Annotated in this window: 30 protein-coding genes; 2 read left to right on the top strand and 28 right to left on the bottom strand. The window is 39.5% G+C overall.

Annotated elements, in window-relative coordinates:
• Nucleotides 1–59: 59 nt before the first annotated feature.
• From hemA to pta, 9 genes are all read right to left on the bottom strand, one after another.
• Nucleotides 60–1331 (bottom strand): glutamyl-tRNA reductase, encoded by a 1272-nt coding sequence (hemA, locus tag PTQ34_RS04340; protein ID WP_273932300.1) that lies wholly within the window; start codon nt 1329–1331, stop codon nt 60–62.
• Entirely contained in the window at nt 1331–2215 is an 885-nt protein-coding gene (locus PTQ34_RS04335) for a polyprenyl synthetase family protein (protein ID WP_273932298.1), read from the bottom strand. The genes hemA and PTQ34_RS04335 overlap by 1 nt, the downstream gene beginning before the upstream one ends.
• Nucleotides 2202–2666 (bottom strand): hypothetical protein, encoded by a 465-nt coding sequence (locus PTQ34_RS04330; protein WP_273932297.1) that lies wholly within the window; start codon nt 2664–2666, stop codon nt 2202–2204. Before PTQ34_RS04330 ends, PTQ34_RS04335 begins: the two co-directional genes overlap by 14 nt.
• Nucleotides 2659–2910: a DUF2018 family protein gene (locus PTQ34_RS04325; protein WP_273932296.1), complete on the bottom strand. Its 252-nt coding sequence runs from the start codon at nt 2908–2910 to the stop codon at nt 2659–2661. Before PTQ34_RS04325 ends, PTQ34_RS04330 begins: the two co-directional genes overlap by 8 nt.
• Nucleotides 2911–3095: 185 nt before the next feature.
• Nucleotides 3096–3329, bottom strand: coding sequence for a hypothetical protein (locus tag PTQ34_RS04320; RefSeq protein ID WP_404814906.1), 234 nt, complete (start codon nt 3327–3329; stop codon nt 3096–3098).
• 9 nt (nt 3330–3338) lie between these two features.
• Complete coding sequence (locus tag PTQ34_RS04315; protein ID WP_273932293.1) at nt 3339–4871, bottom strand: DUF3373 family protein; 1533 nt, start codon at nt 4869–4871, stop codon at nt 3339–3341.
• A 96-nt stretch (nt 4872–4967) separates the two neighbouring features.
• Nucleotides 4968–5843, bottom strand: a complete 876-nt coding sequence (locus tag PTQ34_RS04310) for a class I SAM-dependent methyltransferase (RefSeq protein WP_273932292.1) — start codon at nt 5841–5843, stop codon at nt 4968–4970.
• A 35-nt stretch (nt 5844–5878) separates the two neighbouring features.
• Nucleotides 5879–7072: an acetate kinase gene (locus tag PTQ34_RS04305; protein ID WP_273932291.1), complete on the bottom strand. Its 1194-nt coding sequence runs from the start codon at nt 7070–7072 to the stop codon at nt 5879–5881.
• A 102-nt stretch (nt 7073–7174) separates the two neighbouring features.
• The gene (pta, locus tag PTQ34_RS04300; protein WP_273932290.1) at nt 7175–8170 is read right to left on the bottom strand and encodes a phosphate acetyltransferase; all 996 of its coding nucleotides are present in this window, start codon (nt 8168–8170) and stop codon (nt 7175–7177) included.
• A 65-nt stretch (nt 8171–8235) separates the two neighbouring features.
• Here pta and flgH point away from each other — a divergent pair, with 65 nt between their 5' ends.
• Nucleotides 8236–8946 carry a flagellar basal body L-ring protein FlgH gene (flgH, locus tag PTQ34_RS04295; protein ID WP_273932289.1) on the top strand — a complete coding sequence of 237 codons (711 nt, stop codon included), beginning with the start codon at nt 8236–8238 and terminating at the stop codon, nt 8944–8946.
• A 1187-nt stretch (nt 8947–10133) separates the two neighbouring features.
• On the opposite strand, the gene PTQ34_RS04290 is transcribed toward flgH, so the two are convergent.
• From PTQ34_RS04290 to PTQ34_RS04255, 8 genes are read right to left on the bottom strand one after another with little or no spacing between them, the layout of a single operon-like run.
• On the bottom strand, nt 10134–12197 hold the full coding sequence (locus PTQ34_RS04290) for a phage tail protein (protein ID WP_273932287.1): 2064 nt from the start codon (nt 12195–12197) through the stop codon (nt 10134–10136).
• Complete coding sequence (locus tag PTQ34_RS04285; protein WP_273932286.1) at nt 12197–12415, bottom strand: hypothetical protein; 219 nt, start codon at nt 12413–12415, stop codon at nt 12197–12199. The genes PTQ34_RS04290 and PTQ34_RS04285 overlap by 1 nt, the downstream gene beginning before the upstream one ends.
• Before the next feature lie 9 nt (nt 12416–12424).
• The gene (locus PTQ34_RS04280) at nt 12425–13276 is read right to left on the bottom strand and encodes a phage BR0599 family protein (protein WP_273932285.1); all 852 of its coding nucleotides are present in this window, start codon (nt 13274–13276) and stop codon (nt 12425–12427) included.
• A 1-nt stretch (nt 13277) separates the two neighbouring features.
• Nucleotides 13278–13982 carry a hypothetical protein gene (locus PTQ34_RS04275; RefSeq protein ID WP_273932284.1) on the bottom strand — a complete coding sequence of 235 codons (705 nt, stop codon included), beginning with the start codon at nt 13980–13982 and terminating at the stop codon, nt 13278–13280.
• A complete protein-coding gene (locus PTQ34_RS04270; protein ID WP_273932283.1) occupies nt 13963–14952 on the bottom strand; it encodes a hypothetical protein in 990 nt (329 codons plus the stop codon). Before PTQ34_RS04270 ends, PTQ34_RS04275 begins: the two co-directional genes overlap by 20 nt.
• Nucleotides 14945–16366: a hypothetical protein gene (locus tag PTQ34_RS04265; protein WP_273932282.1), complete on the bottom strand. Its 1422-nt coding sequence runs from the start codon at nt 16364–16366 to the stop codon at nt 14945–14947. Before PTQ34_RS04265 ends, PTQ34_RS04270 begins: the two co-directional genes overlap by 8 nt.
• Nucleotides 16367–16374: 8 nt before the next feature.
• Entirely contained in the window at nt 16375–16959 is a 585-nt protein-coding gene (locus PTQ34_RS04260) for a hypothetical protein (protein ID WP_273932281.1), read from the bottom strand.
• 2 nt (nt 16960–16961) lie between these two features.
• Entirely contained in the window at nt 16962–19712 is a 2751-nt protein-coding gene (locus tag PTQ34_RS04255; protein ID WP_273932280.1) for a hypothetical protein, read from the bottom strand.
• Nucleotides 19713–19800: 88 nt separating this feature from the next.
• Between PTQ34_RS04255 and PTQ34_RS04250 the strand changes: the two genes are divergently transcribed.
• On the top strand, nt 19801–20040 hold the full coding sequence (locus tag PTQ34_RS04250; protein WP_273932279.1) for a hypothetical protein: 240 nt from the start codon (nt 19801–19803) through the stop codon (nt 20038–20040).
• Here the strand turns inward: PTQ34_RS04250 and PTQ34_RS04245 are convergent.
• From PTQ34_RS04245 to PTQ34_RS04195, 11 genes are all read right to left on the bottom strand, one after another.
• Nucleotides 20037–20480: a hypothetical protein gene (locus tag PTQ34_RS04245; protein WP_273932278.1), complete on the bottom strand. Its 444-nt coding sequence runs from the start codon at nt 20478–20480 to the stop codon at nt 20037–20039. The genes PTQ34_RS04250 and PTQ34_RS04245 overlap by 4 nt on opposite strands.
• Before the next feature lie 179 nt (nt 20481–20659).
• Nucleotides 20660–21952 (bottom strand): hypothetical protein, encoded by a 1293-nt coding sequence (locus PTQ34_RS04240; RefSeq protein WP_273932277.1) that lies wholly within the window; start codon nt 21950–21952, stop codon nt 20660–20662.
• Nucleotides 21949–22368 (bottom strand): hypothetical protein, encoded by a 420-nt coding sequence (locus PTQ34_RS04235; RefSeq protein WP_273932276.1) that lies wholly within the window; start codon nt 22366–22368, stop codon nt 21949–21951. The genes PTQ34_RS04240 and PTQ34_RS04235 overlap by 4 nt, the downstream gene beginning before the upstream one ends.
• A gap of 3 nt (nt 22369–22371) precedes the next feature.
• Entirely contained in the window at nt 22372–23391 is a 1020-nt protein-coding gene (locus PTQ34_RS04230) for a hypothetical protein (protein ID WP_273932275.1), read from the bottom strand.
• A gap of 9 nt (nt 23392–23400) precedes the next feature.
• Nucleotides 23401–23811, bottom strand: a complete 411-nt coding sequence (locus PTQ34_RS04225) for a DUF5675 family protein (protein ID WP_273932274.1) — start codon at nt 23809–23811, stop codon at nt 23401–23403.
• Nucleotides 23798–24217 carry a hypothetical protein gene (locus tag PTQ34_RS04220; protein ID WP_273932273.1) on the bottom strand — a complete coding sequence of 140 codons (420 nt, stop codon included), beginning with the start codon at nt 24215–24217 and terminating at the stop codon, nt 23798–23800. Before PTQ34_RS04220 ends, PTQ34_RS04225 begins: the two co-directional genes overlap by 14 nt.
• Complete coding sequence (locus PTQ34_RS04215; RefSeq protein WP_273932272.1) at nt 24218–24433, bottom strand: hypothetical protein; 216 nt, start codon at nt 24431–24433, stop codon at nt 24218–24220. It lies immediately after the preceding gene.
• The gene (locus tag PTQ34_RS04210) at nt 24387–24734 is read right to left on the bottom strand and encodes a hypothetical protein (protein WP_273932271.1); all 348 of its coding nucleotides are present in this window, start codon (nt 24732–24734) and stop codon (nt 24387–24389) included. The genes PTQ34_RS04215 and PTQ34_RS04210 overlap by 47 nt, the downstream gene beginning before the upstream one ends.
• Nucleotides 24731–25267, bottom strand: a complete 537-nt coding sequence (locus PTQ34_RS04205; protein WP_273932270.1) for a hypothetical protein — start codon at nt 25265–25267, stop codon at nt 24731–24733. The genes PTQ34_RS04210 and PTQ34_RS04205 overlap by 4 nt, the downstream gene beginning before the upstream one ends.
• A 1-nt stretch (nt 25268) precedes the next feature.
• Nucleotides 25269–25646, bottom strand: a complete 378-nt coding sequence (locus tag PTQ34_RS04200; RefSeq protein WP_273932268.1) for a hypothetical protein — start codon at nt 25644–25646, stop codon at nt 25269–25271.
• An 8-nt stretch (nt 25647–25654) separates the two neighbouring features.
• Nucleotides 25655–25882 (bottom strand): hypothetical protein, encoded by a 228-nt coding sequence (locus PTQ34_RS04195; protein ID WP_273932267.1) that lies wholly within the window; start codon nt 25880–25882, stop codon nt 25655–25657.
• Nucleotides 25883–25886: the final 4 nt, after the last annotated feature.

Below are 25886 nucleotides of genomic sequence, written 5' to 3'. Positions count from 1 at the left end.
GAATTCCTAGGGCTAGAATTCTAAAATTCCTAAGTAAAATTCCAGAATTCCTAGGAATTCTAGATTTGCGTTTTATCCTTGCTAGTAATTTCTAAATCAAACAAAAACTCAAGCGCAGATATAGTATCACTATCGTTGCGGTCTTTTAACCGCACGGTGGGCTTGTGTAAAAAGGCCTTGAAAACTTGATGTAAAAGCTTTCTAGCCTCGTTCTCATCGCTACGCTTTAAATATCCGTGTTTTATCGCCTTTTCTAGCTCGCTCTCACAAATATCTTTTGCCCTTTGACGCAAAGCCTTGATTGATGGGGCTGAGTGCTTTTGTTTTATAGCTTTAAAAAACTCAGCCACGCCATCATTTACTATACCAAAGGCAGCCGTGGCCTCTTCTTGGCGCAAGGCAATATTTCCCTTTACTATCTCATCAAGGTCATCAACAGCGTAAATATCAATGTTAAAGCTCTCTTTTACATCCACATTTCTAGGCACACAAATATCAAAAATATAGCGCCTAAAATCACGCTCTTCTATAAGCTCATCTGTGATAATGGCCTTTGGCGCAGCCGTAGCTACAAAAATCAGCGCATAGCGATTGATTAACTCTGCTAGCTCGTCCCAGTCCTCTACGCTAGCAAGGCTACCAAGCTCGCTAGCAAGGGCATCAGCTCTTTGTTTGCTGCGGTTTACGATGATTACATTTGTGTGAGCTGCTACTAGGTGCTTTGCTAGCAGACTTGCCATTTGCCCAGCTCCCACCACGACAGCACTCATGCCCCCTAGGCTTGCTCCCATGTTTTCATAGATTTCTTTGGCTTTTGCCACAGCTACTGAGCTAATTGAAACTGGATTTTTAGAAATCTGCGTTAGGCTCTTTACCTTTGCAGCTGTCTTAAAAGCCCAGTGTATAAGAAAGCTTAGCTCACCCCCGGCATTTGCACTTTCATAAGCAAACTTAAAGGCCTCTTTTAGCTGACCTGCGATTTGATTTTCGCCTACAACTAGGCTATCAAGCGAGCTTGCCACGCTAAAAAGATGATGAATCGCCCCACTACCCTCATAAACGCCAGCATAATACTCTAAGGTCTCAAAATCCACTCCAGTAATGACTCTAAGCGCATTTAATATATGCTTGGTAGCACTTGTGGTATCATCACAAACTGCGATTAGCTCCACGCGGTTACAGGTGCTTATAGCCATACATTCGCTTATATTTTGCGCTGCGCAAATCAGGCGCAAAATCTCTTTTTTCTTTGTATCGCTATTTAGAGCAAGTCGTTCTCTAAGCGCGATATCTGTGTTTTTGTGAGTAAAGCTGATTATTAAATATTGCATTAAAACTTCCTATTTATCATAGCATTTACTACTTCTTTTAGCTCAGTATTTTTAACCGCACTTAGCGCCTTATCTGCGTAGTCTTTGGCAATCTGGACGCTTTTTTCTATAATTTTGTATTTATTAAATTGTTCTTTTAGCCAGCTAAGCTCATCTGCGCTTAAGTCCTTGGCAAATAGTGCTTTTAGACGCTCTTTTTGGCTTTCATTTTGCGCTTTAAAAAGCAAGATATAAGGCAAGGTGCTTTTACCCTCTTTAAAATCGCTCATAGCAGGCTTGCCAAGCGTAGCCTCATCGCTAGTAATATCTAGGATATCATCTATGATTTGAAAGGCTATACCAAGGTTTTTGCCGTATTCTTTATGAGAGTTTTCATCAGCACCTACTAGCAAGGCAGCAGCCCCAGAGGCAGCCTCGATAAGCACGGCTGTCTTATAATAAATCATGCGAAAATACGCATTCTCATCGCTGTTAAAAGCCTTGCTAAGTTCTACATCCATAAGTTCACCAAGACTTAGTTTACAAACAGCATCGCTGATTAGACTTGCGATTTTTTCATCAAACTTGCTAAGTTCAAAAAAGCCCTTTGAGTATAGAGTATCGCCTAGCATGATAGCGTTTTTATTGCCAAAAACTGCGTTTATGCTAGCCTTTCCCCTGCGCAAAGAGGCATCATCAATCACATCATCGTGAAGCAGGCTTGCTAGGTGGATTAGCTCCACAACAGCACAAAGTCTAACGCTTTTTTCATCATCGCCTGCGATTTTATAAATCAGCTTTGAGCGAAGTTTTTTGCCACTAGAAATCTTAGCAAACATATCGCTAACAACGCTATAATCAAGCTGGGCTATAAACTCGTTTAATTTATCATCAATTTTGTTCATCTTGTACCTCTGGATTTGGGTAATACTCGATATCCACTCTTTGGCTTTTATCCATCACATGCACGCCAAACTTAGCAGCACCAGCTTCAAAAGATAAAAACTCTATATACACTCGCACTTCATCTAAATAAGGATTTTTGCGTGCTAGCAAAATATTTTGGCTATATAGCTCTAGCCCCCTTCTGCGTGAAAACATTATCTGGCGTGGGTATAGTCGCCATTTGCTATGAACCACGAGATTTAGCCCATCATAAAGCGTCCAGCTAAACTCAAACGTTTCTTTACGCAAGGTAGCTTTTTCTGTGATAAACAAATAGGCTTTTTGATCCTTTGCTAGCAAAAAAAGTTTTGTGCTAGTCCAAGCAGGCGGCCTAGAGTGTGCAAAACTAGCACAAAACACGCAAAGTAAAAGAGCTTTAAAAAAACTTTTTAGCCAAAAAGCCTTATTCATTTTTGCTTAAAATTCCGCTTACCAAATCTATATAGAAGTCGTTTTTTGCCTCATCAAGCTCGGTAGTGTGAAGCAGGCTAGCAACGCTCTCATCGCTAATGCCAGCCTTGCTAGCTAGTATTTTTAGAGCGCAAAACTGCTCAAAAACTATCTCTAGCTCAGAGCTAACCACGCTTGGGTTTGCCCCAAAGATTATCTCAAAAGCCTTGTCTCTTGGGTTGCCTTCAAAAAGTTCATCAAACATTTATTATCCTTAAAAAAGCTTATTTTATAATATTTTTGATAAATATAGGCTAAGAAAAAGGTAAAAATTTAGAGAATTTTAAAATTTGTTAGCTTTGCTTTTGGAATTCTAACTTAGGAATTTTAGAATTCCTAGCTGAGATTTTAGGAATTCTAGATTTTGGGAATTCTAGAATTCCTAGAAAATTATTTTCCGGCGACTTGTTCTTTGTTTGGATTATCAGCAGCGCCAGCGATGAGACAGGCTTCTAGTTCTTTAGCATCGCCTGGATTATCAGAGACTTTGCGCTCTATCCAGCGAGAGATTTGCGCCATGGTCTTTTTAGCTGGGTCTGGTGCGTCATATTTAGCAATAAGGGATGAACAATCAGCCGCGCTTAGCAAAGCAAAAGTAGCAATAGAGGCTAAAAGAATTACCATTAATCTCATCTAAAATCTCACATTATAAAAGAGTGAAAATATATTTGCTTTATCGTTTACTTTATAAGTCCCACCCACAGGAACGCTGCTGTTTGCGTATTGATAATCTATATGAGTGTAGGCAAAGCGCAAATACTGATTCAAATCAAGTCGCCAAATAGCATAAATATCATAAACATTTCCGCGTGTATTTCTAAAATCTAGTGGGTCATTTATACCAGGGCGAGAGAGCGCAACCCAGTACTTGCTACCGTGAAAGAACTCAAAGCCAAGATTAAATGCCTTGGTAAAATCATAGCGCGCTCCGAGGTGAATAGCCCAAGCGTCTTTGTTATTCCAGTTTAGTTCGCCACTTTGTATAACTTTATTTTGTATACCAGCGATAGTAGCCTGTCCTACTGCCTGGCTACCTGGTATTGAATTTTCAAAGACTCGCGCCATTGCAGCTATCATATTTAGGTTTGAGGCTATATCTGTTTTTATTTTTTCTGAGTTATCAACGCCTTTTGAGCCACGGTAGTAGCTAGCTGAGACAAACCAGCTAAATGGTGAGCCAAAGGTATTTGAACTCTCAAAATGTAGGTTCAATAAATCATTATTTCCTAGATTATAAGTATCATCTAGAATTTTTAATGTTGTATTTGGCATATCTGCATCTATAGGTAGTGAGTATTTATCGCCGTGAATGTAGCTTAAAATAAGCAAGTTTTTACCAAAATCTCCAAGCGGCAGCTCACCCTCAGCCATTAGCAGATACAAATTTGAGTCTTTGCCCTTTTGGGTGCCAAGTAGATTTCTGCCCCCTACTATATCAATCTCTGAGCCTTGATAAAAACGGATATATCCAGCACGAAAAGCTGCGCTATAGTCTTTTAGACTCTGTGGTTTATAAGTAAGCACCAAGGCATCACCCATAGCATTTACTAGCATTGCTGGATAGGTACTCATACGCACTGAGCTGTTGCGTAGGTTTGAGCCTGGGCCATCGGTGCCTGGCTGACGACCGATAGTAGCCACAAAGACATCTGGGATGATGTCATAGTCTATGTAAGCTCTATCAAGATACACAACAGAGTTGCCCTGAGGGTTTCTACCACCCTCATAATCGCCTATAAAGGTTCTATTACCCATATTTCCCCAGTATTTTGCCATAGCAAGGCGACCTGTGAATCTAGTGCGGTCGTTGATTTGAGCGTTGAGATTTAGATGAACTTCTGTTGCCCATTTGTTTTCATTATTACTCTTTACACCGCCTATTTTGCCATGCACACTAGCACCACCAACGGTAAAATCAAGTCCCATTTTTACCTTGCTAAGCGCTGCGTTTAGCTCATTTTCATCGACTCTGTCTTGAAGTTCATCAATTTGTTTTTGAACTTTTTCGTTGTTATTGTTTGCGCTAGAGGCTTTTAGCTCATTAACTTGGGCTTGTAAGCTTGCGATTTGCTCTTGTAGTTCTTTTAAATTTACTTTGTTTGCATTAGCAGCTAACGCAGCACTAGCTACAAACGAGAACAAAAATATTTTTGTCAAGATTTTCATATGAAACTCCAAAAAATGAATGCTGTAATTATATAGAATATATCTTTATATAATTATTAAATTATAGGAATTCTAGAATTCCTATAAAAATAATATCTAAGCCTTACTCCAAAAAGCTAGCGAGCCAACATTTACATCTGGTGTTACTCCCATCTCTAAAAATATTTGCTCATCTTTTATGATTTTTCTCTCCAAAGCCTGACGCAAAACATCAGCGAAGTTGATATTCCAGCTATTTTGAATCATAAAATCTTTGTGCATATCTGAAAGTGGCCCAGAGTTTTTAAGCTGAAAGCCAAAAGGCTCTATGTGTGCACCACGCACAAACTCTCCAGCTTTTATTACCTCATCAAACCAGTTTTCGTTTATTTGCATTACTTGTTCTATGCTGTGGCAGGTAAAGACAAAGGCGCGTTTAAAAGGCTTTTTAAACGGCAGTTTTGGCTCAAGGTGATTGAAATGAAAAAACTCTGTTTTCATCTTTGGGGCTTTTTTGGCTAGTTTTTGTGCGATTTCTACACCGCTTTTTGTAAACTCTCCACCGATGTATTTAGCCTCCCTTGGTCCACCGCCATAAAATATCTCAAAAAGATTTCTTCCATAACCACAGCCAAGCTCGATTATGGCATCATAAGGGCCGGTTGCATCTATTAGATCAATTAGCAAGATTCTAAAATTATAGCTAGTATGCTTTGGCAAGATTATAATATTTCCATTAAAGCCCATTTTAGAATAAAGCGCAATATTTGTATCTTTTATATGCGGTTCATCATCGCTAATTTCTTTTTTCATATATGAAACTTCGCCAGTTGTATCATTTACTCCTAGCGTATAGCCACGCTCTTTTTTTTCTAGTTCTTTTATAGCTTGGAGTGCGTTTGCGCCACTTTCTAGCTGACTCTCTAAAAACTTTGCTCTAAAAGCCCAGGCTTTTTCATAAAAATCTTGCCAGTGTGGTAATTGAAATGCCATTTTTTATCCTTTTAAAAATTTTCACGCATTATACACTATTTTTCTATGGTTTCTTTTGTTTTTTGCGCAATTGCTAGTTCTTCATCTGTTGGAATTACCAAGATTTTTATCTTTGAGTCATCTTTTGAGATATCGCGATTTTCATGCGAGTTTTGTTCATTTTTAGCCTTGTCTATCTCTATACCAAAAATTTCTAGCCCCTCACACACAGCCGCACGCCATTTTGCGTCGTTTTCGCCTATGCCAGCTGTGAAGATTATACAATCAATAGCCCCGATTATCGCATGATATGCGCCTATGTATTTTTTTACCCTTCGCACATGCATAGCTAGTGCTAGGCTTGCTTTTGTATCGCCCTCGCTTACTTTTTGGTGTATATCTCTCATATCATTTGTGCCAGCTATTGCCATAAGGCCGCTTTTTTTGTTCATTATAGCATCTATCTCAGCTGGAGTGTATCTAGTATATTCTAGCAAAAACGGCACAATAGCAGGGTCTATATCTCCACTTCTAGTGCCCATCATTAGCCCTTCAAGTGGCGTTAAGCCCATGCTAGTATCTACGCATTTTCCGCCTTTTATCGCGCAAACTGACGCTCCTGAGCCTATATGTAGGCTAATTGCGTTTAGTTCGTTTTCATCCTTGCCTAGTAGCTTTGCGGCTTGTTTGCTTACATACTCGTGGCTAGTGCCGTGTGCGCCGTATCTGCGAATCTTGTGATTTTCGTATAGCTCCCAAGGTAGCGCATACATGTAGGCCTCAGGCGGCATGCTTTGGTGAAATACAGTATCAAAAACAGCCACATTTGGTATTTGTGGGCTTACCCTTTGACACTCCCTTATACCTGAAATGCTAGCTAGATTGTGTAGTGGGGCTAGTGGGATTAGAGCTTCTATTTTTCTTAGCACATCAGCATCTACTAGCACTGCGCTTTTAAAGACATCAGCACCTTGAACGACTCTGTGTCCTACAGCAGCTATATCTGCTAAGCTTTGTAAAGCTCCTACCTCAAAGAGTAAAAAATTCATCATATCAATACCAAAGCCGTGGTTAGTAATAGGCATGCTACGCTCTACATTTGCGCCGGTTTTTACATTTGTGATTTTCACGCCTGAGTTTGCTTGGCCGATTTGCTCTATTAGTCCTTTACAGATCACGCTCTCATCGCTCATATCAAAGAGCTTAAATTTAATAGAACTTGAACCTGAGTTTATAACAAGTATTTTCATATCTTACCTTTTATTTTAGGGAATTCTAGAATTCCCTACTATGTTATCCCCCGACTTGATCGGGGGATCTCTATATGGAATTCTAGAATTCCCTAGCAAATTTTATTCTTGGAGAGCCGAGATTAGCACGGTATTTACTATATCATCTACGCTGCAGCCTCTGCTTAGATCATTTACTGGCTTTTTTAGCCCTTGCAAAATTGGACCGATTGCTAGGGCGTTTGCGCTTCTTTGGACTGCTTTATAAGTGATATTTCCGCAGTTTAGATCAGGGAAAATAAACACATTTGCCTGCCCAGCTACCTTTGAGTTTGGCATTTTTGATTTTGCTACTTTGCTATCCACAGCCGCATCAAATTGCATCGGCCCATCCATTGCTATATCAGGTGCTGCTTTTTGTGCTATTTCTAGTGCTTCTTTTACAAAATCTATCATCTCGCCTTTTGCACTATCTCCGGTTGAGTAGCTTAAAAAAGCTACTTTTGGCTCATAGCCAAAGCTTTTTGCTGTGTTAGCCGTGCTTAGAGCAATGCCAGCAAGCTGCTGGGCGTCTGGGCGTGGTGTGATGGCACAATCAGCAAAAAACCATACTCTTTCGTTTTTTTCACTTTCATCTTTCTCGCTTGCGCCACCCAAAACCATCACAAAAGCCCCACTAACTGTGCTTATGCCATCTTTCATTTTGACAAATTGTAGTGCTGGGCGGATGGTATCAGCAGTAGTTGTCTTTGCCCCACTTACCATAGCATGCGCGATGCCTTTATACACTAGCATTGTGCCAAAGTACTCAGGGCGCAAGATTAGCTCTTTTGCCTCACTCTCACTCATCCCCTTTGCCTTTCTTAGCTCAAAAAGAGTGCTAGCAAAGTCATCAAAATACTCACTAGTGCTAATATCTATAAACTGAGCCTTACTAAGCTCTAGCGACCCCGCGCGAGCTAAAATCTCATCTTTTTTGCCCAAAAGTATAATCTTTGCACCATCAATTTCTAGCACCTTGCTAGCAGCTTTTAGCACACGCTCATCATCACTCTCAGGTAGCACCACAACACGCTTTAACGCTCTAGCACGGCTTAGCAAATCAGCAGAAAATCCCATATCCTCTCCTTTTGGAACTAATTTTGCTTATATTGTAGCAAAAAAATCTATTTATAGGTATAAAAATGAAAAAGCAAGTAATTTTGTTGTGTAGTTTCGTAGCAGTTGGGGGGATTTTTAGCGGTTGTGCGAGTGCTGACCCACACATCGCAATGACGCCACCTGCGTATGTAGAGCAAATGCCTAGCAAAGAAACAGGCCTTGGCATCTCTCAGCCTGGCAGTCTTTTTGGCCGTGGGGACAATCCACTTTTTGCCGACCGCAAAGCTATGAATGTAAATGATATCGTAACAGTAATAATCCAAGAAAACACAAACCAAACCAGTCAAGCTAACAAAAACACCACAAAAGATAGCACAATTGCGCTAAATGGTGGGCAGTTCACAGCTGGCGCGGGACCACTTAGCAATGTAGCAAACACGCTAAATAAATACTCAAACATCGGTTTTAGCGCAGGCGGAGAAAGCGGTTTTAGCGGCAGTGGCACTAGCACACGCACAGAGGCCTTTACTACCACAATCTCAGCTCGCATCGTAAAAGTGCTCTCAAATGGCAATTATTTCATCGAAGGTAGCAAAGAAATCCTCTTAAACAACGAAAAACAAATCATGCAAATAACAGGCGTCATCCGTCCATATGACATCAGCCAAAACAACGAAATCAGCTCACGCTATGTAAGCGATGCTAAAATCTCATATATCACTCAAGGCGACATCGCAAAAGCCACAAACAAACCATGGGGAACTAAGCTAATAGAAACTATTTGGCCATTTTAATCATAGCCTAGGAATTCTAGAATTCCTAGGCAAAATCTAGAATTCCTAATCTAGAATTCTCAAAAAAATATCACAAGAAATTCTAGAATTCCTTACTATGTCATCCCCCAGCTTGACCCGAGGATCTCTATATGGAATTCTAGAATTCCTAGGCAAACCCCCTAACCCCCAGAAAAACAAAGGAATTCTAAAATTCCATGCTATGTCATCCCCCAGCCCCTTTGGGGGATCTCTATATGGAATTTTAGATTTATTTATGATGAGATCCACAGGTCAAGTCGAGGGATAACACAAGACTTAGAGAATTCTAGAATTTTCGTCATTGCGAGCGAAGCGAAACAATCTCTAGGAATTCTAAATTTATTCTTGGAATTCTAGAATTTTGCTCGCTTTAGTGGGGCAAGCCCCGCTGCTTTTTATAAGGGCTACCGCCCCTAAAAGCCTACTAAAATTTAGATTTCCTAGATTGCTCCCTCTGCTTTGCTCGCTTGCAATGACGCAGGGAATTCTAGAATTCTTAAGAAAAATCTAGAATTCTTAAGAAAAATCTAGAATTCCTAAGCAAAATCTAGAATTCCTAAAAAATATCACAAGGAATTCTAGAATTCCTAGGCAAAGATCTATATTCTAAAAGTTTTTTTAAATTATTTTTGAAGAAAAACTACAAAAAGAATTTGTAGAGCTTTATGATAGTGGTAAAAAAATAAGTTAAATAATTTCACCCAGATTTTACCCAAGTTTTATTTTACACTCTGTATAATATTGAAAAATCAATAGAAAGGACTTGGGTAAAATGGTAAATAAAATGCTTCAAAGTATGATTTTATCGTATCCTGGTGCCGTGTAGTAGCGTGTGCTGTCTTATTTTAGCTTAGTATTTCATTGTTTTAGCGTTTTTGGCTGTGATTTATACAAGGCTTTATACAAGGATAAAAGCCCTTAATCTAGAATTCCTTAAACGCAAAAAACCCTAGCAAAAACACTAAGGGCAAAAATAATCATAGAAAGAATTCACAAAATGAAATAAAATAAAAAAAGTGCTTAGCGAAATACGGCAATATTTCACTAAGCGATTAGCCAAAAAAGTTTGTCGAGTTTTTGGTATAGCAATTATATACAAGGCGCAATTATATCAAAATACCCTTAATTTTGCTTAACGCTACTTAACTAGCCTTATTCTACACTCATCACGCTACTATGCTGATTTTATCGCTGGGGTATGCTAAGCCATGTTCGCCGATAGCATAAATGCTAAACTTAGTATCTCTTGGCGCGTTTAGCGTGATATTATCCCCTGTGCTAGTAGCTGTCTTTGCGCCGCTGCCATCGCTCCACTCAATTACCACATAGCCATCTATTCTGCCCTCATCTGCGCCAGCTGGTATAGTGTCTATATTGCGGTAGTTTGCGCCACCTAGCTTTATTCTATTTCGCCATTTTATCCTTACTTCATCGCCACTTCGCACGGCTTGTAGATTGCTTGGGGTGTAGGGCTTGTAGTTATCGTCATTTAGCTCCACTTTTAGCGTTTTTTCTATTTGTCCCCTTGAGTTTGAGAGCACAAAGCGCAAGGTAGGATTTAGGCTCACACAGCTTAGGGTTTGAACTTCATTTAGATCTACCGGTGCAAACCACACCTTTGCGCCTTTTTTATGCGCCCCTATCGGCGTGCCAGCTATGCCTCTTATAAGTCCGCCTATTTCCCATTTGCCACCGCCTAAGTCCCTTCTAAACTCATAGCCCATAACCTCATCATCAATAGCCACACTCATTTTTAGCCTTTGCCAGCCAGCCCTTGTAGCTTTTACAGCCCAAAGTTTGCTGATTTGCTCTATTTTAAAAGTAGTAGTTAGATCCACGCTCTCTCCCACCGCTATATCATCTAGCAGCGTAGCTACAGCACTATTGTCCAAAACCGCCTTTTCTCCGGTGCTACCATCTTGACAATAAGCTCTCTCTGCTAGCCCATCAGGATAAGCACACAGCGGATAAACGCCCCTTAGCTCATCAAGCTCGGCTGGGGCTTTTATGGCACCTATGATAATATCATCTTCAAACAAATCATAATTATCATCGCTCTGCATTTTATCTGCGCCTATTTGCGTTACTTGCTTGTCAATTTGCAAGCTATACATGTCTTCGGTGGCTTCTACTTCTATTTTGCCACTTTCTTCTTTATCGCCGCCTAAGCCCATTATGCGAATAGGCATGTTATAAATCCCTAGCTTTTCATTGCTAAACCTATAAACATCGCCCACCATAAGATTTGGATAGTCATTTATAGATACGCTAAACTTTAAACTAGCCCACGGATAGCACATTTTTTTAACTAGCCTATTTAGCACGCCACTTAGTGAAAATATATCCCTTATCATCATAAATGAAGTTTTAAAGTTTTTATCATAGCCTAGAATTTCTCTTGTGGCTGGGTTTTGAAAGGTTATGCTGTTTTCTTCGTGCTTATCTGCGTCTGTGAATTTTACTACCAAAGTTGAGTAGCAACTCTCCCAGCCTTTACGCACAAACTTTACGCCGCTAGCCTTGCTCTCATCTATGAGGGCTAAGCTATCAGCATTATAATCGCCCCTTAAAAGTCGCATTTTGATTTTACCTGTGCTTTTATCTAGGGCTAATGCTCCATCAATCGTTCGTAAAATCTCTTCTATCCACTCCTTTGCCTCTTTACTCTCACTCATCACAAAAGAAATGCCAAGTGGTTCGTTAAATAAAGTCTCGCCGCAGATATCAAAGCTCTGCGCATCTAAGGCATCTTCGCTAAGCCCTAGCATTTTTACAAAAATATATTTTAGCACCGCTGCTGGATTTGCGCTGCCATTTATATCTTCATGCGCTGGGTTTTTTAGCATACCTAGCTTTACTCTTTTTGCTACTACTGAGTAGTTGGGTGCGCTGCGGACATTATCGCCGATAAAGCCATTAAATACCAAATAAGCAGTATTTCTATACGCTATTGGCACGCCTGTTTTTGATGTTAGATAGGCATCAGGTATTACTTGCTCGCCGTTGTAGCAACACACTGCGCTATATGGATTTCCGCTAGGGTATTGCTCGTTCTCTAGGCCAGTTTTAGCTATAAATACTCCGGTGCCATTTGGCACTGGGTTATCAGCGCACATTTTTTTATCATCAATCATAAAGCTTACAAGGCTATCAATTTTGGAGCATAAACTATACGCTATACCCATAAAATAAGCAAAGCCTACTTGTTGTTTTTTCTTTTTTGCGCCCATTACATGCTTACCTCTATTTTTTTGCTTCTTAGATCGCCGCACCATATGACATTACCACTTAGTTTAGCAGTGCCAAAAAGCTCAGGTATAGCCCTGCCGTTTGAGTTGGTAGGATAGTCAAAGTTATTTAGCCCTGATGAGCTTGGCATATTTGCACTTGGTCTTGGCATTAGTAAAAATACCACCACCATCACAATAGCTAAAACGAAAAAATACATTTTACCCCCTTAAAAACCTTTTAGCATAGGATTTATATTTGGCACAAAAGGAAAGCCACCATAATTTAGAGAATTTGAGAATTTATTCATGCAAGTTATTATGCTTTTATCACAGCCGATTTCTATTTTAACTGAGCTTATATCAGCATTTCTTAGCGCATAAAATGGATTTAAAAGCTCTATTTTAGAGCCTGTGTGATTTATAATAAACCCTGAGTTTGCCCCAGCTTTACACACGCCGCCGTTATAATATCCGCTAGGCTTAGAGCCTAAAAGCGGATGAGATAGCCAAATGTTAGTCTCAGCTATTTGGCACTCACTTAATTTTAGAGTAAGGCTATAGGCATCTTTTAGCACACCGCAATAAAAATCGCCCAAGCTATGCGTGCACTGCGCGCTAAATGTGCGCTGTGGCAAAGACGAGCTAAACACCCCAGCCATAGAACAAACGCTTAGCGTAGCCTGTCCCTTTTCTAGGTCATAGTCTACCCCCTCAGCCTTGCCAAAAAGCAAGATTTCTAGCTCTTTATTGCGCAGTCTTATTACTATAACTTTCATGCTATCATTATAGCTAAGCGCACGAAAGCTATCAATGGGCTCTAAGCCTAGGTTGCATTTAATCTGCGCTTTATCGCCGTTTGCTTCATTGCTGATTTCACTGCGCTCAAGTGCAGCTGGGCTAAAGGTGATAGTCTGCCTTTGTGCCATACCGCTAAGCTCAAGGCTAACTTCATCTGTGCTGCCAGTATAAGCCCAAGTATAGCCACCCACGCAAAATAAAAATAAATCGCAATTTGGATAGCTTGCCTCTTTAAGCGTAGTTAGTTTATGGTTTATGCTTATTTCATATTTATACTTCATTTTACTCCTTTATGATTTCTTTGAAATTTAGGCTAATTTCATAGCGCACAGGGCTTTTTTGCGTAAAGGTAAGGCTATCGCTATCAAAGCGCACAGGCACTAGCTCACAAAGATAGTTTAGCTCTTTTGGCTCTGCTTCAAGACCGTGATACTGCATATCATATTTTATCCAATTGGTATAATACTCTTTTAAATCCTTATCAAAAACTAGAATTTCAGCAATGCCTGCTGATTTTACGCTAAGGAGTTTAAAAATGCTTATAGTGTTAAATCTAGTGCCAAAATACCCTTTGCTGCTTTTGTATCTAAGTACGATTTTTGATAAATCCTCTTTTGGATCAGGCTGCTTTTTGCTAGATAAAACGAAGTATTTATCTTGCCCAAACAGCCCTTTGCTAATATCATGGCTATTTGCTACATATACGCTATTATCTTTTAGCTTTATGATTTTAAAAGTGCTGTGATAGTCAAATAGCCAAAAATCTTTTAATTTGCCCATTTTGCTAGCAAAAAAGTTTAGAGCCCCTAATACTTCTTTGCTGCTAAAAAATACATATTTATAGCTAAAAGTGCGAAGTGATCGCCCTTTTACATACTTAAACTGCGCATCTCTGCCTAGTAGATTATAGGCGTTTTCATTGCTTAGTTTAGGCTTGTAGCAAGGCGTGTGTGGATGAAAAATGTCCTTATAGTCTATTTGAAACATCGTTAAATTCCTTAAATGTTAAACTAAACTTTGCGGTGCTATCGTTTATGTAGTTTAGATTTATTTTTTTCTCAGCCTGACTTAGCATTAGTGGCATTAGCAAAGCCCCGTCTGCTTTGATATACGGCTTACTTTCTACTTCTAAGGCTAGTTCTTTTCCATAGTTTATCTTCCATATGGGATCATAGGTGCTTATTTTGCCGTTATAACTATATATTCCTTGCTCTTTTAGCTTTATTATCTCGTAGTTATCCCCAGCTTGCCATAGGATAAAAAAGGTGTTTTTTCTATCCGCCTTTTTAAAATACTCTAAAAGCTCTTCGCTATAATCAAAAATCAGCGTTTTAGGAAAATGGTCTGACCAGCGATCGTTGCTTTTATCATCATAGCGTTTTACTTTAAAAAGCTCTAGCCACCTTGGCGTGTAGATTTTATCTTTTTGTGCGTAGCTTAGTAGATTATCTATGCGCCTTAGCTCGTTTTCATTTTTAGCTGTGTAGTTAAATGAAATTTCGCTTTTAGGCTTACTTAGCACATTTGCCCTACTTTCATGCCCATCTTGGCTAGTAAAAACATCAGTTTTAAAGCTAAGGCTTTGTTTTATAGGAAACTCTGGCACAAAGTCAAATATAGGCAAAAGCAAGGCTTTTACAAACACTGTATTTTTAACGCCGTTCATAGTGAATTCCAGCTGTTCGCTCACATCCCCAAACTCATCCATGTTTAGCTGTATTTCTAGTTTTACAGCTTCATTTGGCGGTATTATATCGCCGTTTTTTGCGCCTGTGATTTTGATTTTATCATGAGTTGGCAGCTCGTTTATAATGTAGTTTTCAAAAGTAGAGTTTAGTATATAAAACACTATTTTTTGGTTTTTGGTAATAGAGCCTATATCAAGCGTCATATTAGGCGGAATTAGCACTACTTCGCCACGGTTTAGGTGTGTTTTTGTTAGGACTGCGTTAGACATTTTTTACCTCATCAACTTGGATTAAAAGCCCATATCCATCGCTTAAGCTAGAGTGCAAAAAATCATAGGTTTTTTTACCTACTTTAAGAGTAGTGTTTGTGGGGTAGTGATTTTGTGTTTTTAATATCTTGTCATATACCCATTTTGTATTAAGGGTTATATCTGCCCACGATAAGCCTTTTAAAGGTGCCCCACTTAGTGGATTTTTGCTATTTTCTGAGAATGCATCATCAAAGCCCCTGCAATACCTTAGCTCGCCAAGATATCCATAATAGCTATTAGCGCGCGTACCATTTACATCAAAGTATTTACCAGTAGCAGATACTTCATCATCCGAGTGCCTAAAACCTAAAAAGGCAAAATCATCATCGCCACTTACCAAATCGCCAGTGCCTATAATAACTATATTTTCGCCAAACTGAATTACTAGCATTTGTTTATCAATATATATAAAGGTATTGCCTTTTACATAATTATCCCTTGGGGCGTAGAGCAAATCATTTCCCATTTTATCGCTTAACTCATCATCGCTAAAGCTAGTGCCTGATATAAACTCAAAATAAAGCCCATCTCTATAAGGGCTAGTAGGTCTATTTTTTAGAGCTTTTGCCTGTGGATTTAGGCTTATTGACATGCGAGTATAGGGCTCTAGCACGCTACTAGCTAACACACTCTCAAAAGCATGAGCAAAGCCATCATATGTCCACCCCGGAGCATATATCAAGGTACCGCCATCAGCACGGTCTATATGAAAGCCATCCCCATATCCATAATATCCTACGCTCATTTTGCCGTTTTTATCATATGTCGGTCTGCCACGCGCAGGAAACGAAAGCGTAGAGCCAATAGGAAATTTTACCTCTTTAACATACGGCGAACTTACAAAGGCAGCTACTGCATCAGGCTTTAGCCCTTGGTGCAGAGTTTCTAAACTAGGCGCAAAACCAGCATTGCAAGCTACTATAAGCTGAGAAAGTGCTATACCGTTTTTTAGCACATGCATATTGTCATAAAAGTCCAAATCATAGCGGTAAGCCTTATCTTTTGCTACAGCGTGAATGCTAGTTTCTTTAAAAGTAGCATTTAGATATGCTGGATAGTAGAAATAATTATTAAAGTTCATAGTAAAAGAAAAGCCCGGTGATTCAGCTTTCTTTAATAGCTCAAAAGCAGTTACAAAGCCCAAAAACTCGCCTTTGTCATTATATCTACAATAACACGCATTGGCATTTTGGCTAATGTGTCCATTAAGCTTGCTTATTTTGCTAAAAATTATCTTTTCGCCACCTTTGGTAAGAAATACTAGCTCTTTATCAGTATGCCTTGGCACATACCAGCCATTTTCTTTTAATATGCCGGCTAGGCGGTCTTGTAAATCACTATCGCTGATAACACCTAAGATATATTTTTTCATCATTTCCCCTAGTCTATGGCAATAGCTATAAAAGAACAAGCCCAAGAATTAAAATATTTAATCAAAAAGCAGTCTCTATTATCTATCCTTATTATATCCCCAGTTTTTAGTCCTGCTTTTACCGTTAATACTGTTTCGTTTTCACCATTTATCACTGCTTCTCCAAAGTAACTTGCATATATGCCGTCATATTTATATCTAGCTGCATCACTATATACATTACTAAAAATGCTCTTTTTATACAAATCTATTTCTTGCCCCATTGCGAGCATAGCAGCACCTAGCCAAAATGATGCATTTACAAAAATATCCTTATTATACTCTTCATCATCATAGACATAATCTCTGCGTAATTCTCCGCTATACAGATTTTCGCAAATCATATAATCAAGACCATCATTATCAAGCTCTGCAAAGCTCATCACTCTAATTGTGTTTATAAAATAATAATAATGCCCACTGCCCTTATATCCATCAAATTTACACCTAGATTTTAAGGGTGCCTTTAGCGTTTTTGCCATGCTTTTAGATACTTTATCAGCCAGTTTTGCGTGGTCTATGCTATTTTTGCAATATGCGTGAAACATTGGCATTTTTAGCCCCCATTTATGATATTTTTTATTACTTTGCGACCGGTGCGACTTTGTAGATACTCTTCCATGACTCCATCGCTTACTTGGTTTAAAATCACTATTTCTTGGTTTTGTGGCGTTGTTTGTGCTAAAAGCCCTAGATTTAGAGCCTCTAAGTTGCTCATGCCTTGACGGCTTAGCACACCTTCGCCAGTTTGAAGTATAGCTGGCACTTCCCCAGCTTGTAAACTCCCACCGATATAGCCAGTGCCACTACCAGCCTCGCCCACCACGCCACCGGTGTGATACTTTTGCGCTTTTATCTGCGCTACATTCATTAGCCCTTGCGCTATAGCCATAGCTGCTAAAACTGGACCTAGATAAGGACCGCCTTGCTCGTAGGCTTTTTGCGCTGAAGCGTAGGTGCTAACTATGGTTTGTGCTACTTGAAATGCTTGGAAAGCTCTAAATGCGGTTTTATTCTGCCCATCGCTCATGTCATAATACTGCTTTGCTAGCGAGCTAAGTCCACTAAACATAGTGCTAGCATTGCCAAGACTAGCGGTAAAGTGTGCTTGTTCCAAGGCTTTTTTCTTTTCATAATAAAGAGCGTCCATCTCGCTAAGCTGTCCGTAATGAGCTTCAATGCGCGCTTTTTCTTGGTTTAGATACTCATGGGTGGCGTTAAATCTAGTTAGCATTTGCTCGCTTATGCCAGTATTCCAGCCAAGAGCAGAGCTTAGAGCATTGTAGTTATCTTTGCGCCTTTCTTCGCCAAATTGCATATCTGCGATTTGCTCTTTAGAATATCCTTGATTTTCTAGCTCTAAGGCAGTTGCTTCGTTAGCAAAGGTAGCGGCCTTTGATTTATCGCCTAGCATTTCGTAGTATTTAGACATTTTTTCTAAGTATTTTATACGCTCATCATTTTGCTTGCGTAAATTCTCTTTTTCTATTTCTAGCTCTTCATCAGCAAAAACTTGCGCCATTTCTACTTCGCTAAGCCCTAGGCGTTTATATTCAAGCGTTTTTAGCTCACGCTCTTTTAGCTTTTTATTTTCATAGTCTTTTAATAGCTCATATTTTTTAATCTCATTTCTTAGCTCTGCTTCGTATTCTCTTTGTAATTGCTCTGCGGTTTTGGCTGTGCTTTTAGTAGTTTTAGAATTCCTTGAAAAATACTGCTCTTTTTGCGCCCCAATTAGCTTGTTCGCTTCAAGCTCGCTTGTTATACCACTTTTTGCTATTTGCTCCCTTAAAGCCTTTTCTTTTATCGCCCAAGCCGAGCTTAAATCGCCGATAGTCTCATAATAGCTAAGGTATAGTCTTTCTTGCTCTTTTAAATCTACTTCTAGTTCTTTTACGCCACTATTTGCGTTATTATTTACTAGCTGGGCGGCTGTGTTTGGGGGAGTGGTGTTTGTTGTAGGGTAATTTATTTCCTTGTATTTCTCATTGAAAATTTTGTTGTTTGCTTGACTTCGAAATTCTAGCTTTTTTAGCTCGTTGTCTGCGTTTTCTTTAAGAAAGCCAAGACCTGGAATTTTAGCTAGCACTAAATCTATTTCATAACCTAGTTTTTGAAAGCCTATTGCTAGATCAGTTACCCAAGTAGCAAAGCCATTTAGAAAGTTTGCTATATGCCTCTCAATGGTATTTAGACCGCTGGCTAGCTCGCCAGTCTCGTCATTTACTGCCCTCACAGCTCCCACGCACTCCCACAGCCCAGCTATCACCGCCACAGGCAAAAGTCGCATAAAGGCAGCCCCAGCCGCACTTAGCCCAGCACTCATCGCCCCAAGCGCGCCAGTAGCAGAAAATGCCGTGGTGCTAAAAGTAGCAAGAGATACATTTGCCATTAGAATTTTACTTTGCATTGCTACAAAGCCAGCCCCAGCTACTAGCAATACTTCGCCAACCTCGGCTATACCTTTAACAAGTGAGCTTATAGCTTCTTTGTTTTCTGCTATAAACTTATTTAGCCCAGCTATGCTGTTTTTTAGCGCATCAAATACAGGCTTACTAGCCTCAGACATAAGCCCTGATATGCTAGATTTTAGCTTGTTTAGCTCCATTTCATAAGTGCCAGCACTAAGCTTCGCCACCGAGCTAAACTCAGCCAAACGCTGCTGCAAGGTAGCAAAGAGAGTGCCATTTTGGTTTGCTAGTTTTAGCTCCTCGTTTGTTAAGCCTACTATTTTCATAAATGAGCCCATTTCAGACCCAGCTAGCACCGTGCCAGTAGCTAAGCTATCAAACATAGGCACAAGGCTAGCCATATCCTTACCTGCTACCTGCGCTGCTAGGGCAATGGCGTTAAATGCGTCCATCGCCTCACTGGCTGAGCCTTGATTGTTTGCGGTGGCATAAAACATAGTAAAGGCATCTGTTGTATCACTTACTTCATTGCCAGTAGCGGTGGCTATGCTTTTTAGCCTCTCTAAGGCTTCGCTTGCTACTGCGCTAGACATTTGCCACTTTTGCTGGGCGGTTATGACTTCGCCAGTGCTTGTTACATTTGCTGCATTTGCGCTAATAAGCCCTGTTAGCTTGGTTTGTAAGCTTTCTAGCTGGGCGTTTGCTGCTATACCAGCTGTGGCTAAAGGAATTAGCTGATTTTTAAGCACTTCAAGACCCAAAGTATAAGCCTGTAAGCTGTGTGCCGCCATATCTATATTTTGGCGCATTTTGCTTAATGTGTTTGTGGTGTTGTTTATCGCTACACTTGCGTTATCTTGTGCGTTTATGCTTATATTTATATTAGAATTTGCCACTTTTTAGCCTTTTTTTTGGCAATTCTAGCTATAATGATGGACAATTTTTTATAAAATTTGTCAATGAAATATTTTTAAGGGTTTAAAAATGTATTTTACTTCTAATTTTGGCACTGTTTTAGCTCTTATATTTTTATTTTTTTATTTTTTCCCAAAAGTTGCCAAGGCGACTTTTCTTTGGTTTTTTGTAATTTCACCTATTATTGTAGTTTTATACACATTTGCGCCTACATTTTTGGCTGTGAGTTTAGCTGTGTTTACGGCTATAGGCGCAGTTGGCGCAGTTTATAATGCGTATAAAAAGGAAAAAGTTAGCCTAAAACTCTAAACTCTTTTTATCTCACGCTCTAGCCAGCGTTCAAATTTTGGCACTTCATCACGCACAGCTAGTTCAAAAAAGGGATCGCCTTTGTAGCCTGGATGTTTTACTTTTTTAGCAAATACAAACTCACTACCCACCACCCAGCGTAAGAATTTACGCCTTTTCGCCCTTATTTCATGCGCCTTTGTCCCATTATGGACGAAAATGCCGTAACTTGCACGCTTATTATCAATGCCCACTTCGTAGTGTAAATCGCTTTTTTTGCGGTTATAAAGGGCAGAGAGTAAAACGCCAGTTTGCGTGTGCTCGTCTGCTCTATTAAAGGCGTTTTGATATATTTCATCAGCTAGTTTTGCCACAGCTCTTTTACGAATTAGCTCTTTTAGATTTTGGCTTTTGGCTTTAAAAAGCTTTATTGCTTCATCACTTATGTTTATTCTTATCATTTCAAAGTTACCCCCAAATTCTAAAATTCCGTCATTGCGGAATTCCGTCATTGCGAGGAGTGAGCGTAGCGAATGACGAAGCAATCTCATTCAATGACAGTTTAAGCGAGATTGCTTCGCTTCGCTCGCAATGACGAGAATTCACGCAATGACGGCGATTTTAGCGCGCAAGACAAAGCCTAGATATTCTTGAGAGTATCAATCTCGCTATATATTTCATTTTTCTGCTCATCATCTATATTTAGTAAATCAAGATTTACTAGCTCTTTTTTCTTAGCATTCTCCCAGCTTATAGGCATACCTAGCTCTTTTAGAGCGGACGCTATTTCTATCTGCGAGCTTAGATCATCTATTTGATAGTCCTTAGCATAAGCACAAGCAAAATCATACTCCACCCCAAGCCACATAAACACGCACTCAAAAAGCACTCTCTCAAAGTTCTCTAAGCCCCTAGCAAAGGTATTTAGCTGTGAGTTTAGATTTTCAAACTTAAACTTTAAAGCCGCACCGCTGTCATTTGCCCTAGTGCTAAATGAGGCTGGATCTAGGCTGATTTGCTCTATTATGGCCTCTAGCTTTTCTATTTGGCTCATGTATATAGTAGCACTTTCCCCACTAGGGCTTATAAAAGCTGGTGGTTTGTCATAATACAGCAAGCAATTATCAGTGCTTACTTTTAGCTCGTTAGGGCTAGCATTTTGCGTGGCGTTATAAGTAAGAATGCTAAAGGTCTGCCCACGCAGAATTTCATCAAGCTCAGATCTAGCATTATAAATGCGCCTTGAAATTCTAGCAATATCATAGCAAATGCTCCCAGCCAAAAAATCAGAGCCAAAAGAGAGAGCAAAAATAGGCGTAATGCCAAGATTATGCTCGTAGCTCTCTATGATTTTAAAGCTTTCATCTCTTTTTTCAAATTTGCTGCTGTCTATATAGTGGTATTCTTTTATAGTTTTACTCTCTTTAAAGGGCTCTTTTATCTCTTTTAAGTTTTCTAAAATCACCCATTTAAACACGCCATTATCTAGTTCGTAATCATATAGATTTAAAGGGCTTATGTTTTTAAAATACGGCAAAGCACGGCTTTCTTTTTGCTCTTTTAAGGACGCTCCTAGCTCTTTTGGCATATCCACCATTACAAGCCCTAAGCCATATAAAAAGGCATTTTCAAAGACCTTGCTTATAAAAATATCTATGCTATTTCCGTTTTTATCGCAATCATCAAAGATGATTTGCATAAGCTCATTACCACTGCTTCTCATAGCTGTTTTTTTGAAAATATAGCCTTTAAATCTATCTACTGTGGGTTTTAAGTAGTTTGTGTAATAGGCTATATTTTTGCGTGAGTTATACTTGCTATCAACTTCACGGCTAAACTGGTCTAAATACCCACCATTGCTAAACCCACCAGCCCCTAAATAAGCATTTTTTATAAAAGCCCATTTGCTTTTTGCCTCCGCTAAGCTCATCATCTACCCCCTTTTAGCTCAAACTCACTAACTAGAATTTTAAAGTTTTTTAGCGTATCGCCATCATCTTTGGTAGCTATAAACCTACATATACCCCCACCCCTTGTTTTATCATCATTTGGCTCAAATTGGGCGTTATGCAATCTTTCTTTTATCTCATATTCTAGCGAGTAGAGCTGTTCGTATATCTTTTCTAGCCCTATTTTTTCGTGTAACTGGGCACCAAAATACACGCTAAAGCTTATATCACAAGCCCACAAATCAAAATCATCGCTAAGCCTTATTTCATTTGGCACTATGCGGATTATGGGATAATCACTTGGGCTAATATTTGGCTCTAAGCCTATTTTTAGGCTTTTTATACCCTTAATGCCAGTTAAAAGCTTCCCAATTTCTTTTAGATACTCATAAGCGTTCATTGTTTAAACCCACTTTTGCACTCTTAAATTCCCAGCTGTGTAGTCGGTGCTACCCCTTAAATTCACACAAATACCAAGGCGCAAGGTGTCATCAACCTTAAAAGCGCTTTTGCCATTTTGATAGTTTATTAGCAAAATGTTATCTTCTAGCATTTCTATTTCATAAAAGCAGCCTTGCGGATATGAGCCAAACCACCACCCAAAACTGCTATATGAAGTGCTATTAAGGGCTTTTTTATATCCGCCTGAGTAGGCGTAAGTGTTTAGTGATACATTATCGCCATTTTCCCTGTAAATAACGCTAATTGCTGCATTTACGCTGGTGCTATCGTAATAAACTCTAATTTTCTTTATATCTTTTGAGAATAAAAATGCCTGATCGCCACTAACATCAGCAAAGGTTAAAAAGCCTTTGTCATTTACAAAGCAATCGCCGGTATTATTTATATTTGTTAAATCATCCCCACTTATAGGTGCCCAGCCTTTAAGCTTTGATGATAACTCATTAAGCTCGGTTTTTAGGGCATACGCACTAAGATTTATTGCGCCGTCAGCATTTTGAATTACCACTTCGCCTTTTTTAGCATAAGTTTGCTGTATTTGCGTTTTTAGCTCGTTTATTTTCTCATCTACGCCACTGCTACCAGTGTTAACTTGGCTTAGCTCGTCTTTTGTAGCAAAGCCACTAAGCTCAGCTTTTTTAGCGTATAAATTATCTGCGCTTTGCTGTGTTAAAAAAGAGTTAGCTTCTAGCTTTGAGATATATTTACTATCAGCCGCCGCTAGGGTTAAATACTGGCTTAAATCAGCATTACCTAGCTCAGTTTTTAGCGCATATATACTACTTGCCTCTTGTTTGGTTAGATAGCTAGGCACTGAGCCATCACTATTTGCGCCGCCTTGTTCTATTAAAGCTAGAATTTGCTCTTTTGTTAAAAGCTTGGCAAAATTATAGTTTAATATCTCTCGCCACGCAGTAGCACCTAGCTCAATACTTTCTAGTCCGTTTTCTAGTATTGCCATTATCGCCCCTTAAAAATTATTTATGATTTCAAGCGTTACTGGGCTTAGGTCGTCTTTATACATAGCACGAAGTCTAGCCATAAACTCATCAAGCGCAGCCCTACTATTCCACACGCCACGCGCGTCGTAGTTAAAGCCTAGCAAAATGCAGCCCTCAGTGTGCTCAGGCAGATTTCCTGAGTGAATTAGAATATATCTAGCTTGCGGCACTTGCTTATTATAGATATGTGGCAAACGGCGCTTAAAGCGTGGGCTATTGTGCCAGCGCATATTATAGCCCCCAGCTGGCACACGCCTATCAAGCCCACTTCGCACTTCATCAGCTCCCACTGGCTCAAAGGTGTAGCACGTAAAATCACCAAAATATAGTCTACCCCAAGTGCCAATCTCGTTCTCTTTAAATCTCTCAATCTCTATCATACTCATCCTTAAATCTATCACTTGGACGTCTTGCATAGGCGTTAAATCCGCTCTCTGCGCTATGAAATCGCCTTAAATCTTTAACATCGTCTTTTAGATGATGCAACTCATTTTTAAGTTCTTTAAACTCACCCTCTAGCCTACCCCTAAGCTCAGCATTGTGCCTATTTTCCATTTCTTGCTTTAAAGCCATATCTTTTATAAGCGCGATTATGCTTTGCTGGGCTTCGTTGTTTTCATTTATCAGCTTTCTAAGCTCGGCGGCGAATTTAGTGCCAAACTCCCTGCCACGCTCTTGCTCTGCCTTATATAGCTTCCAACAGCCAAAGCAGATTACAAGCATTAAAGCCGTGCTAAAATAGCCGTGTTCTATGCTAGTTTGGATAAAAGTGGCTAAAAGCTCCATTTATTTACTCCCCATTTCTACACAAACACCCAGCGCATTTTCTAGCTCTTTTGTGTATAGATACAGCTCCCACACCATAGCTGCCGCCTCACTCTCAGTGCTTGCTGTCATATTAAAATCTCTTTTTACACTTAGAAGCTCGCTATAATCTACCTTAGGTCTTTCTTTGCTAAGGCTTACTATCTCGTGTTTGCTGCTGCAACCTGCTAAAAACATCGTTGATAGCCCTACGGCAAGTGCTATTTTTATCACTGATAATTTTGTATTTAACACGCTCAACATACACTCGCTCCTTTTCGTTTTTATCCTTTGCTTTTGCTAGGAATTCTAGATTTCTTTTATGCTCTATCTCGCTCTCATCCAAGGCAATTTCTAGCTCTTTATTTGCCCTTAGGCTTACTTGCACGGCTTGGCTCAGGCTCTCATTTTCGCTTTTTAAGCTAGAAATTTTATAGCTACTATAAGCCACGTAGCCCCCACTTGCCAAAAGAGCGATTATTATGTAGATATAGCTCATGATACACTAGCCTTTGGGCGTAAAAAATAATACCTACCATTTGTGCCACGAATACATTTAATTGAAGTTCTTGGTAAAGGAATTCTAAATACTTCATTTCCACTTGTAGTTACTGGCTCTGAGTATTTGCCATCATCTATGCTTACTACAAAGTTATTTGCTGGGTAGTATGTAGTAAGTAGCGTGATATAGGCAATATTTGTTATATCTTTTTCAAAATATATATAAAAACCTTGTTTTTCTACTGGATAACTATTCATGTCATAAAGCAAAATAGCAGTGCTATAACTAGCCCCAGTTAAAAAAATATTTGATGGGTAATACCCCCCACCATAGTTATTAAACCACTCAATCCTAGCATTTATGCCATTTAGCTTAAAAGTAACTCCACCAGCACCACCACTGCCTATACCTACAATGTCAGTTACTTCTAGCTTTGTGTCATCTTTTGTGTAAAAAGCAAGGCTATTTAGATAGCCAGCACCACCATCGCCATTACCCCAGTTTCTAGCTATTACATGTATTTTTTTCATATTATCCCCTTAACTCTGCTAGAATTTCAGTTTTTATCTCAGTTTTTAACTGCGTTTTTAGCTCGTCTAAATCAAGCTCGGTTAGACTGTCAAATACTGCCATTTTATTTTTTACTTCATCAGCGATAGTATTTAGCTCACTTTTATACGCCCCAGTGTCAAACTCGTCTAGCTGACCTAGTGTTACTACTTCTTTTTTAGCTTTATCTATAAATGTATTTACCCTTGCTTCATGAGCCTCAGGGTCAAACTCATCAAGCTCTGATTTTAGAGCAAAGTCGCTGGTATCTACATTTGCGCCGTTTTTTGGCACGCTAAGCGTGTAGCTTTGCCCATTTTTATCCGTGATTTTAAGGCTTTTTATCTCTTTATTTGCCATTTTTGCTCCTAGTTAAAAGCTATGGTTAGCTCTGAGCTACTCTCATCAAAGCTTAGCTCATAAGTGCTACTTTGCCCACCACCGGCTAGCTCGCCAAGTGCGTATAGCTCTTGCAAGGTTTTATAGCTTGGCTCGCCACTCTTGGCTGTATTTACCCAGATGCCCTCAGCATAAGCTACTGGAAAGCTTGTTAAGTCGTTTTGTTGTTTTAGTGTATCTGCTACTCTTACTGCCATTTTA

The organism is Campylobacter magnus (assembly GCF_028649595.1).
GTDB lineage: Bacteria > Campylobacterota > Campylobacteria > Campylobacterales > Campylobacteraceae > Campylobacter > Campylobacter magnus.
This window is presented reverse-complemented; position numbering and strand designations above follow the sequence as displayed.

Bases quoted from the DNA above. Each gene is read 5' to 3' on its own strand.
- hemA (WP_273932300.1), bottom strand. From the start codon at position 1,331: ATGCAATATTTAATAATCAGCTTTACTCACAAAAACACAGATATCGCG.
- PTQ34_RS04335 (WP_273932298.1), bottom strand. From the start codon at position 2,215: ATGAACAAAATTGATGATAAATTAAACGAGTTTATAGCCCAGCTTGAT.
- PTQ34_RS04330 (WP_273932297.1), bottom strand. From the start codon at position 2,666: ATGAATAAGGCTTTTTGGCTAAAAAGTTTTTTTAAAGCTCTTTTACTT.
- PTQ34_RS04325 (WP_273932296.1), bottom strand. From the start codon at position 2,910: ATGTTTGATGAACTTTTTGAAGGCAACCCAAGAGACAAGGCTTTTGAG.
- PTQ34_RS04320 (WP_404814906.1), bottom strand. From the start codon at position 3,329: ATGGTAATTCTTTTAGCCTCTATTGCTACTTTTGCTTTGCTAAGCGCG.
- PTQ34_RS04315 (WP_273932293.1), bottom strand. From the start codon at position 4,871: ATGAAAATCTTGACAAAAATATTTTTGTTCTCGTTTGTAGCTAGTGCT.
- PTQ34_RS04310 (WP_273932292.1), bottom strand. From the start codon at position 5,843: ATGGCATTTCAATTACCACACTGGCAAGATTTTTATGAAAAAGCCTGG.
- PTQ34_RS04305 (WP_273932291.1), bottom strand. From the start codon at position 7,072: ATGAAAATACTTGTTATAAACTCAGGTTCAAGTTCTATTAAATTTAAG.
- pta (WP_273932290.1), bottom strand. From the start codon at position 8,170: ATGGGATTTTCTGCTGATTTGCTAAGCCGTGCTAGAGCGTTAAAGCGT.
- flgH (WP_273932289.1), top strand. From the start codon at position 8,236: ATGAAAAAGCAAGTAATTTTGTTGTGTAGTTTCGTAGCAGTTGGGGGG.
- PTQ34_RS04290 (WP_273932287.1), bottom strand. From the start codon at position 12,197: ATGGGCGCAAAAAAGAAAAAACAACAAGTAGGCTTTGCTTATTTTATG.
- PTQ34_RS04285 (WP_273932286.1), bottom strand. From the start codon at position 12,415: ATGTATTTTTTCGTTTTAGCTATTGTGATGGTGGTGGTATTTTTACTA.
- PTQ34_RS04280 (WP_273932285.1), bottom strand. From the start codon at position 13,276: ATGAAGTATAAATATGAAATAAGCATAAACCATAAACTAACTACGCTT.
- PTQ34_RS04275 (WP_273932284.1), bottom strand. From the start codon at position 13,982: ATGTTTCAAATAGACTATAAGGACATTTTTCATCCACACACGCCTTGC.
- PTQ34_RS04270 (WP_273932283.1), bottom strand. From the start codon at position 14,952: ATGTCTAACGCAGTCCTAACAAAAACACACCTAAACCGTGGCGAAGTA.
- PTQ34_RS04265 (WP_273932282.1), bottom strand. From the start codon at position 16,366: ATGAAAAAATATATCTTAGGTGTTATCAGCGATAGTGATTTACAAGAC.
- PTQ34_RS04260 (WP_273932281.1), bottom strand. From the start codon at position 16,959: ATGCCAATGTTTCACGCATATTGCAAAAATAGCATAGACCACGCAAAA.
- PTQ34_RS04250 (WP_273932279.1), top strand. From the start codon at position 19,801: ATGTATTTTACTTCTAATTTTGGCACTGTTTTAGCTCTTATATTTTTA.
- PTQ34_RS04245 (WP_273932278.1), bottom strand. From the start codon at position 20,480: ATGATAAGAATAAACATAAGTGATGAAGCAATAAAGCTTTTTAAAGCC.
- PTQ34_RS04240 (WP_273932277.1), bottom strand. From the start codon at position 21,952: ATGATGAGCTTAGCGGAGGCAAAAAGCAAATGGGCTTTTATAAAAAAT.
- PTQ34_RS04235 (WP_273932276.1), bottom strand. From the start codon at position 22,368: ATGAACGCTTATGAGTATCTAAAAGAAATTGGGAAGCTTTTAACTGGC.
- PTQ34_RS04230 (WP_273932275.1), bottom strand. From the start codon at position 23,391: ATGGCAATACTAGAAAACGGACTAGAAAGTATTGAGCTAGGTGCTACT.
- PTQ34_RS04225 (WP_273932274.1), bottom strand. From the start codon at position 23,811: ATGATAGAGATTGAGAGATTTAAAGAGAACGAGATTGGCACTTGGGGT.
- PTQ34_RS04220 (WP_273932273.1), bottom strand. From the start codon at position 24,217: ATGGAGCTTTTAGCCACTTTTATCCAAACTAGCATAGAACACGGCTAT.
- PTQ34_RS04215 (WP_273932272.1), bottom strand. From the start codon at position 24,433: ATGTTTTTAGCAGGTTGCAGCAGCAAACACGAGATAGTAAGCCTTAGC.
- PTQ34_RS04210 (WP_273932271.1), bottom strand. From the start codon at position 24,734: ATGAGCTATATCTACATAATAATCGCTCTTTTGGCAAGTGGGGGCTAC.
- PTQ34_RS04205 (WP_273932270.1), bottom strand. From the start codon at position 25,267: ATGAAAAAAATACATGTAATAGCTAGAAACTGGGGTAATGGCGATGGT.
- PTQ34_RS04200 (WP_273932268.1), bottom strand. From the start codon at position 25,646: ATGGCAAATAAAGAGATAAAAAGCCTTAAAATCACGGATAAAAATGGG.
- PTQ34_RS04195 (WP_273932267.1), bottom strand. From the start codon at position 25,882: ATGGCAGTAAGAGTAGCAGATACACTAAAACAACAAAACGACTTAACA.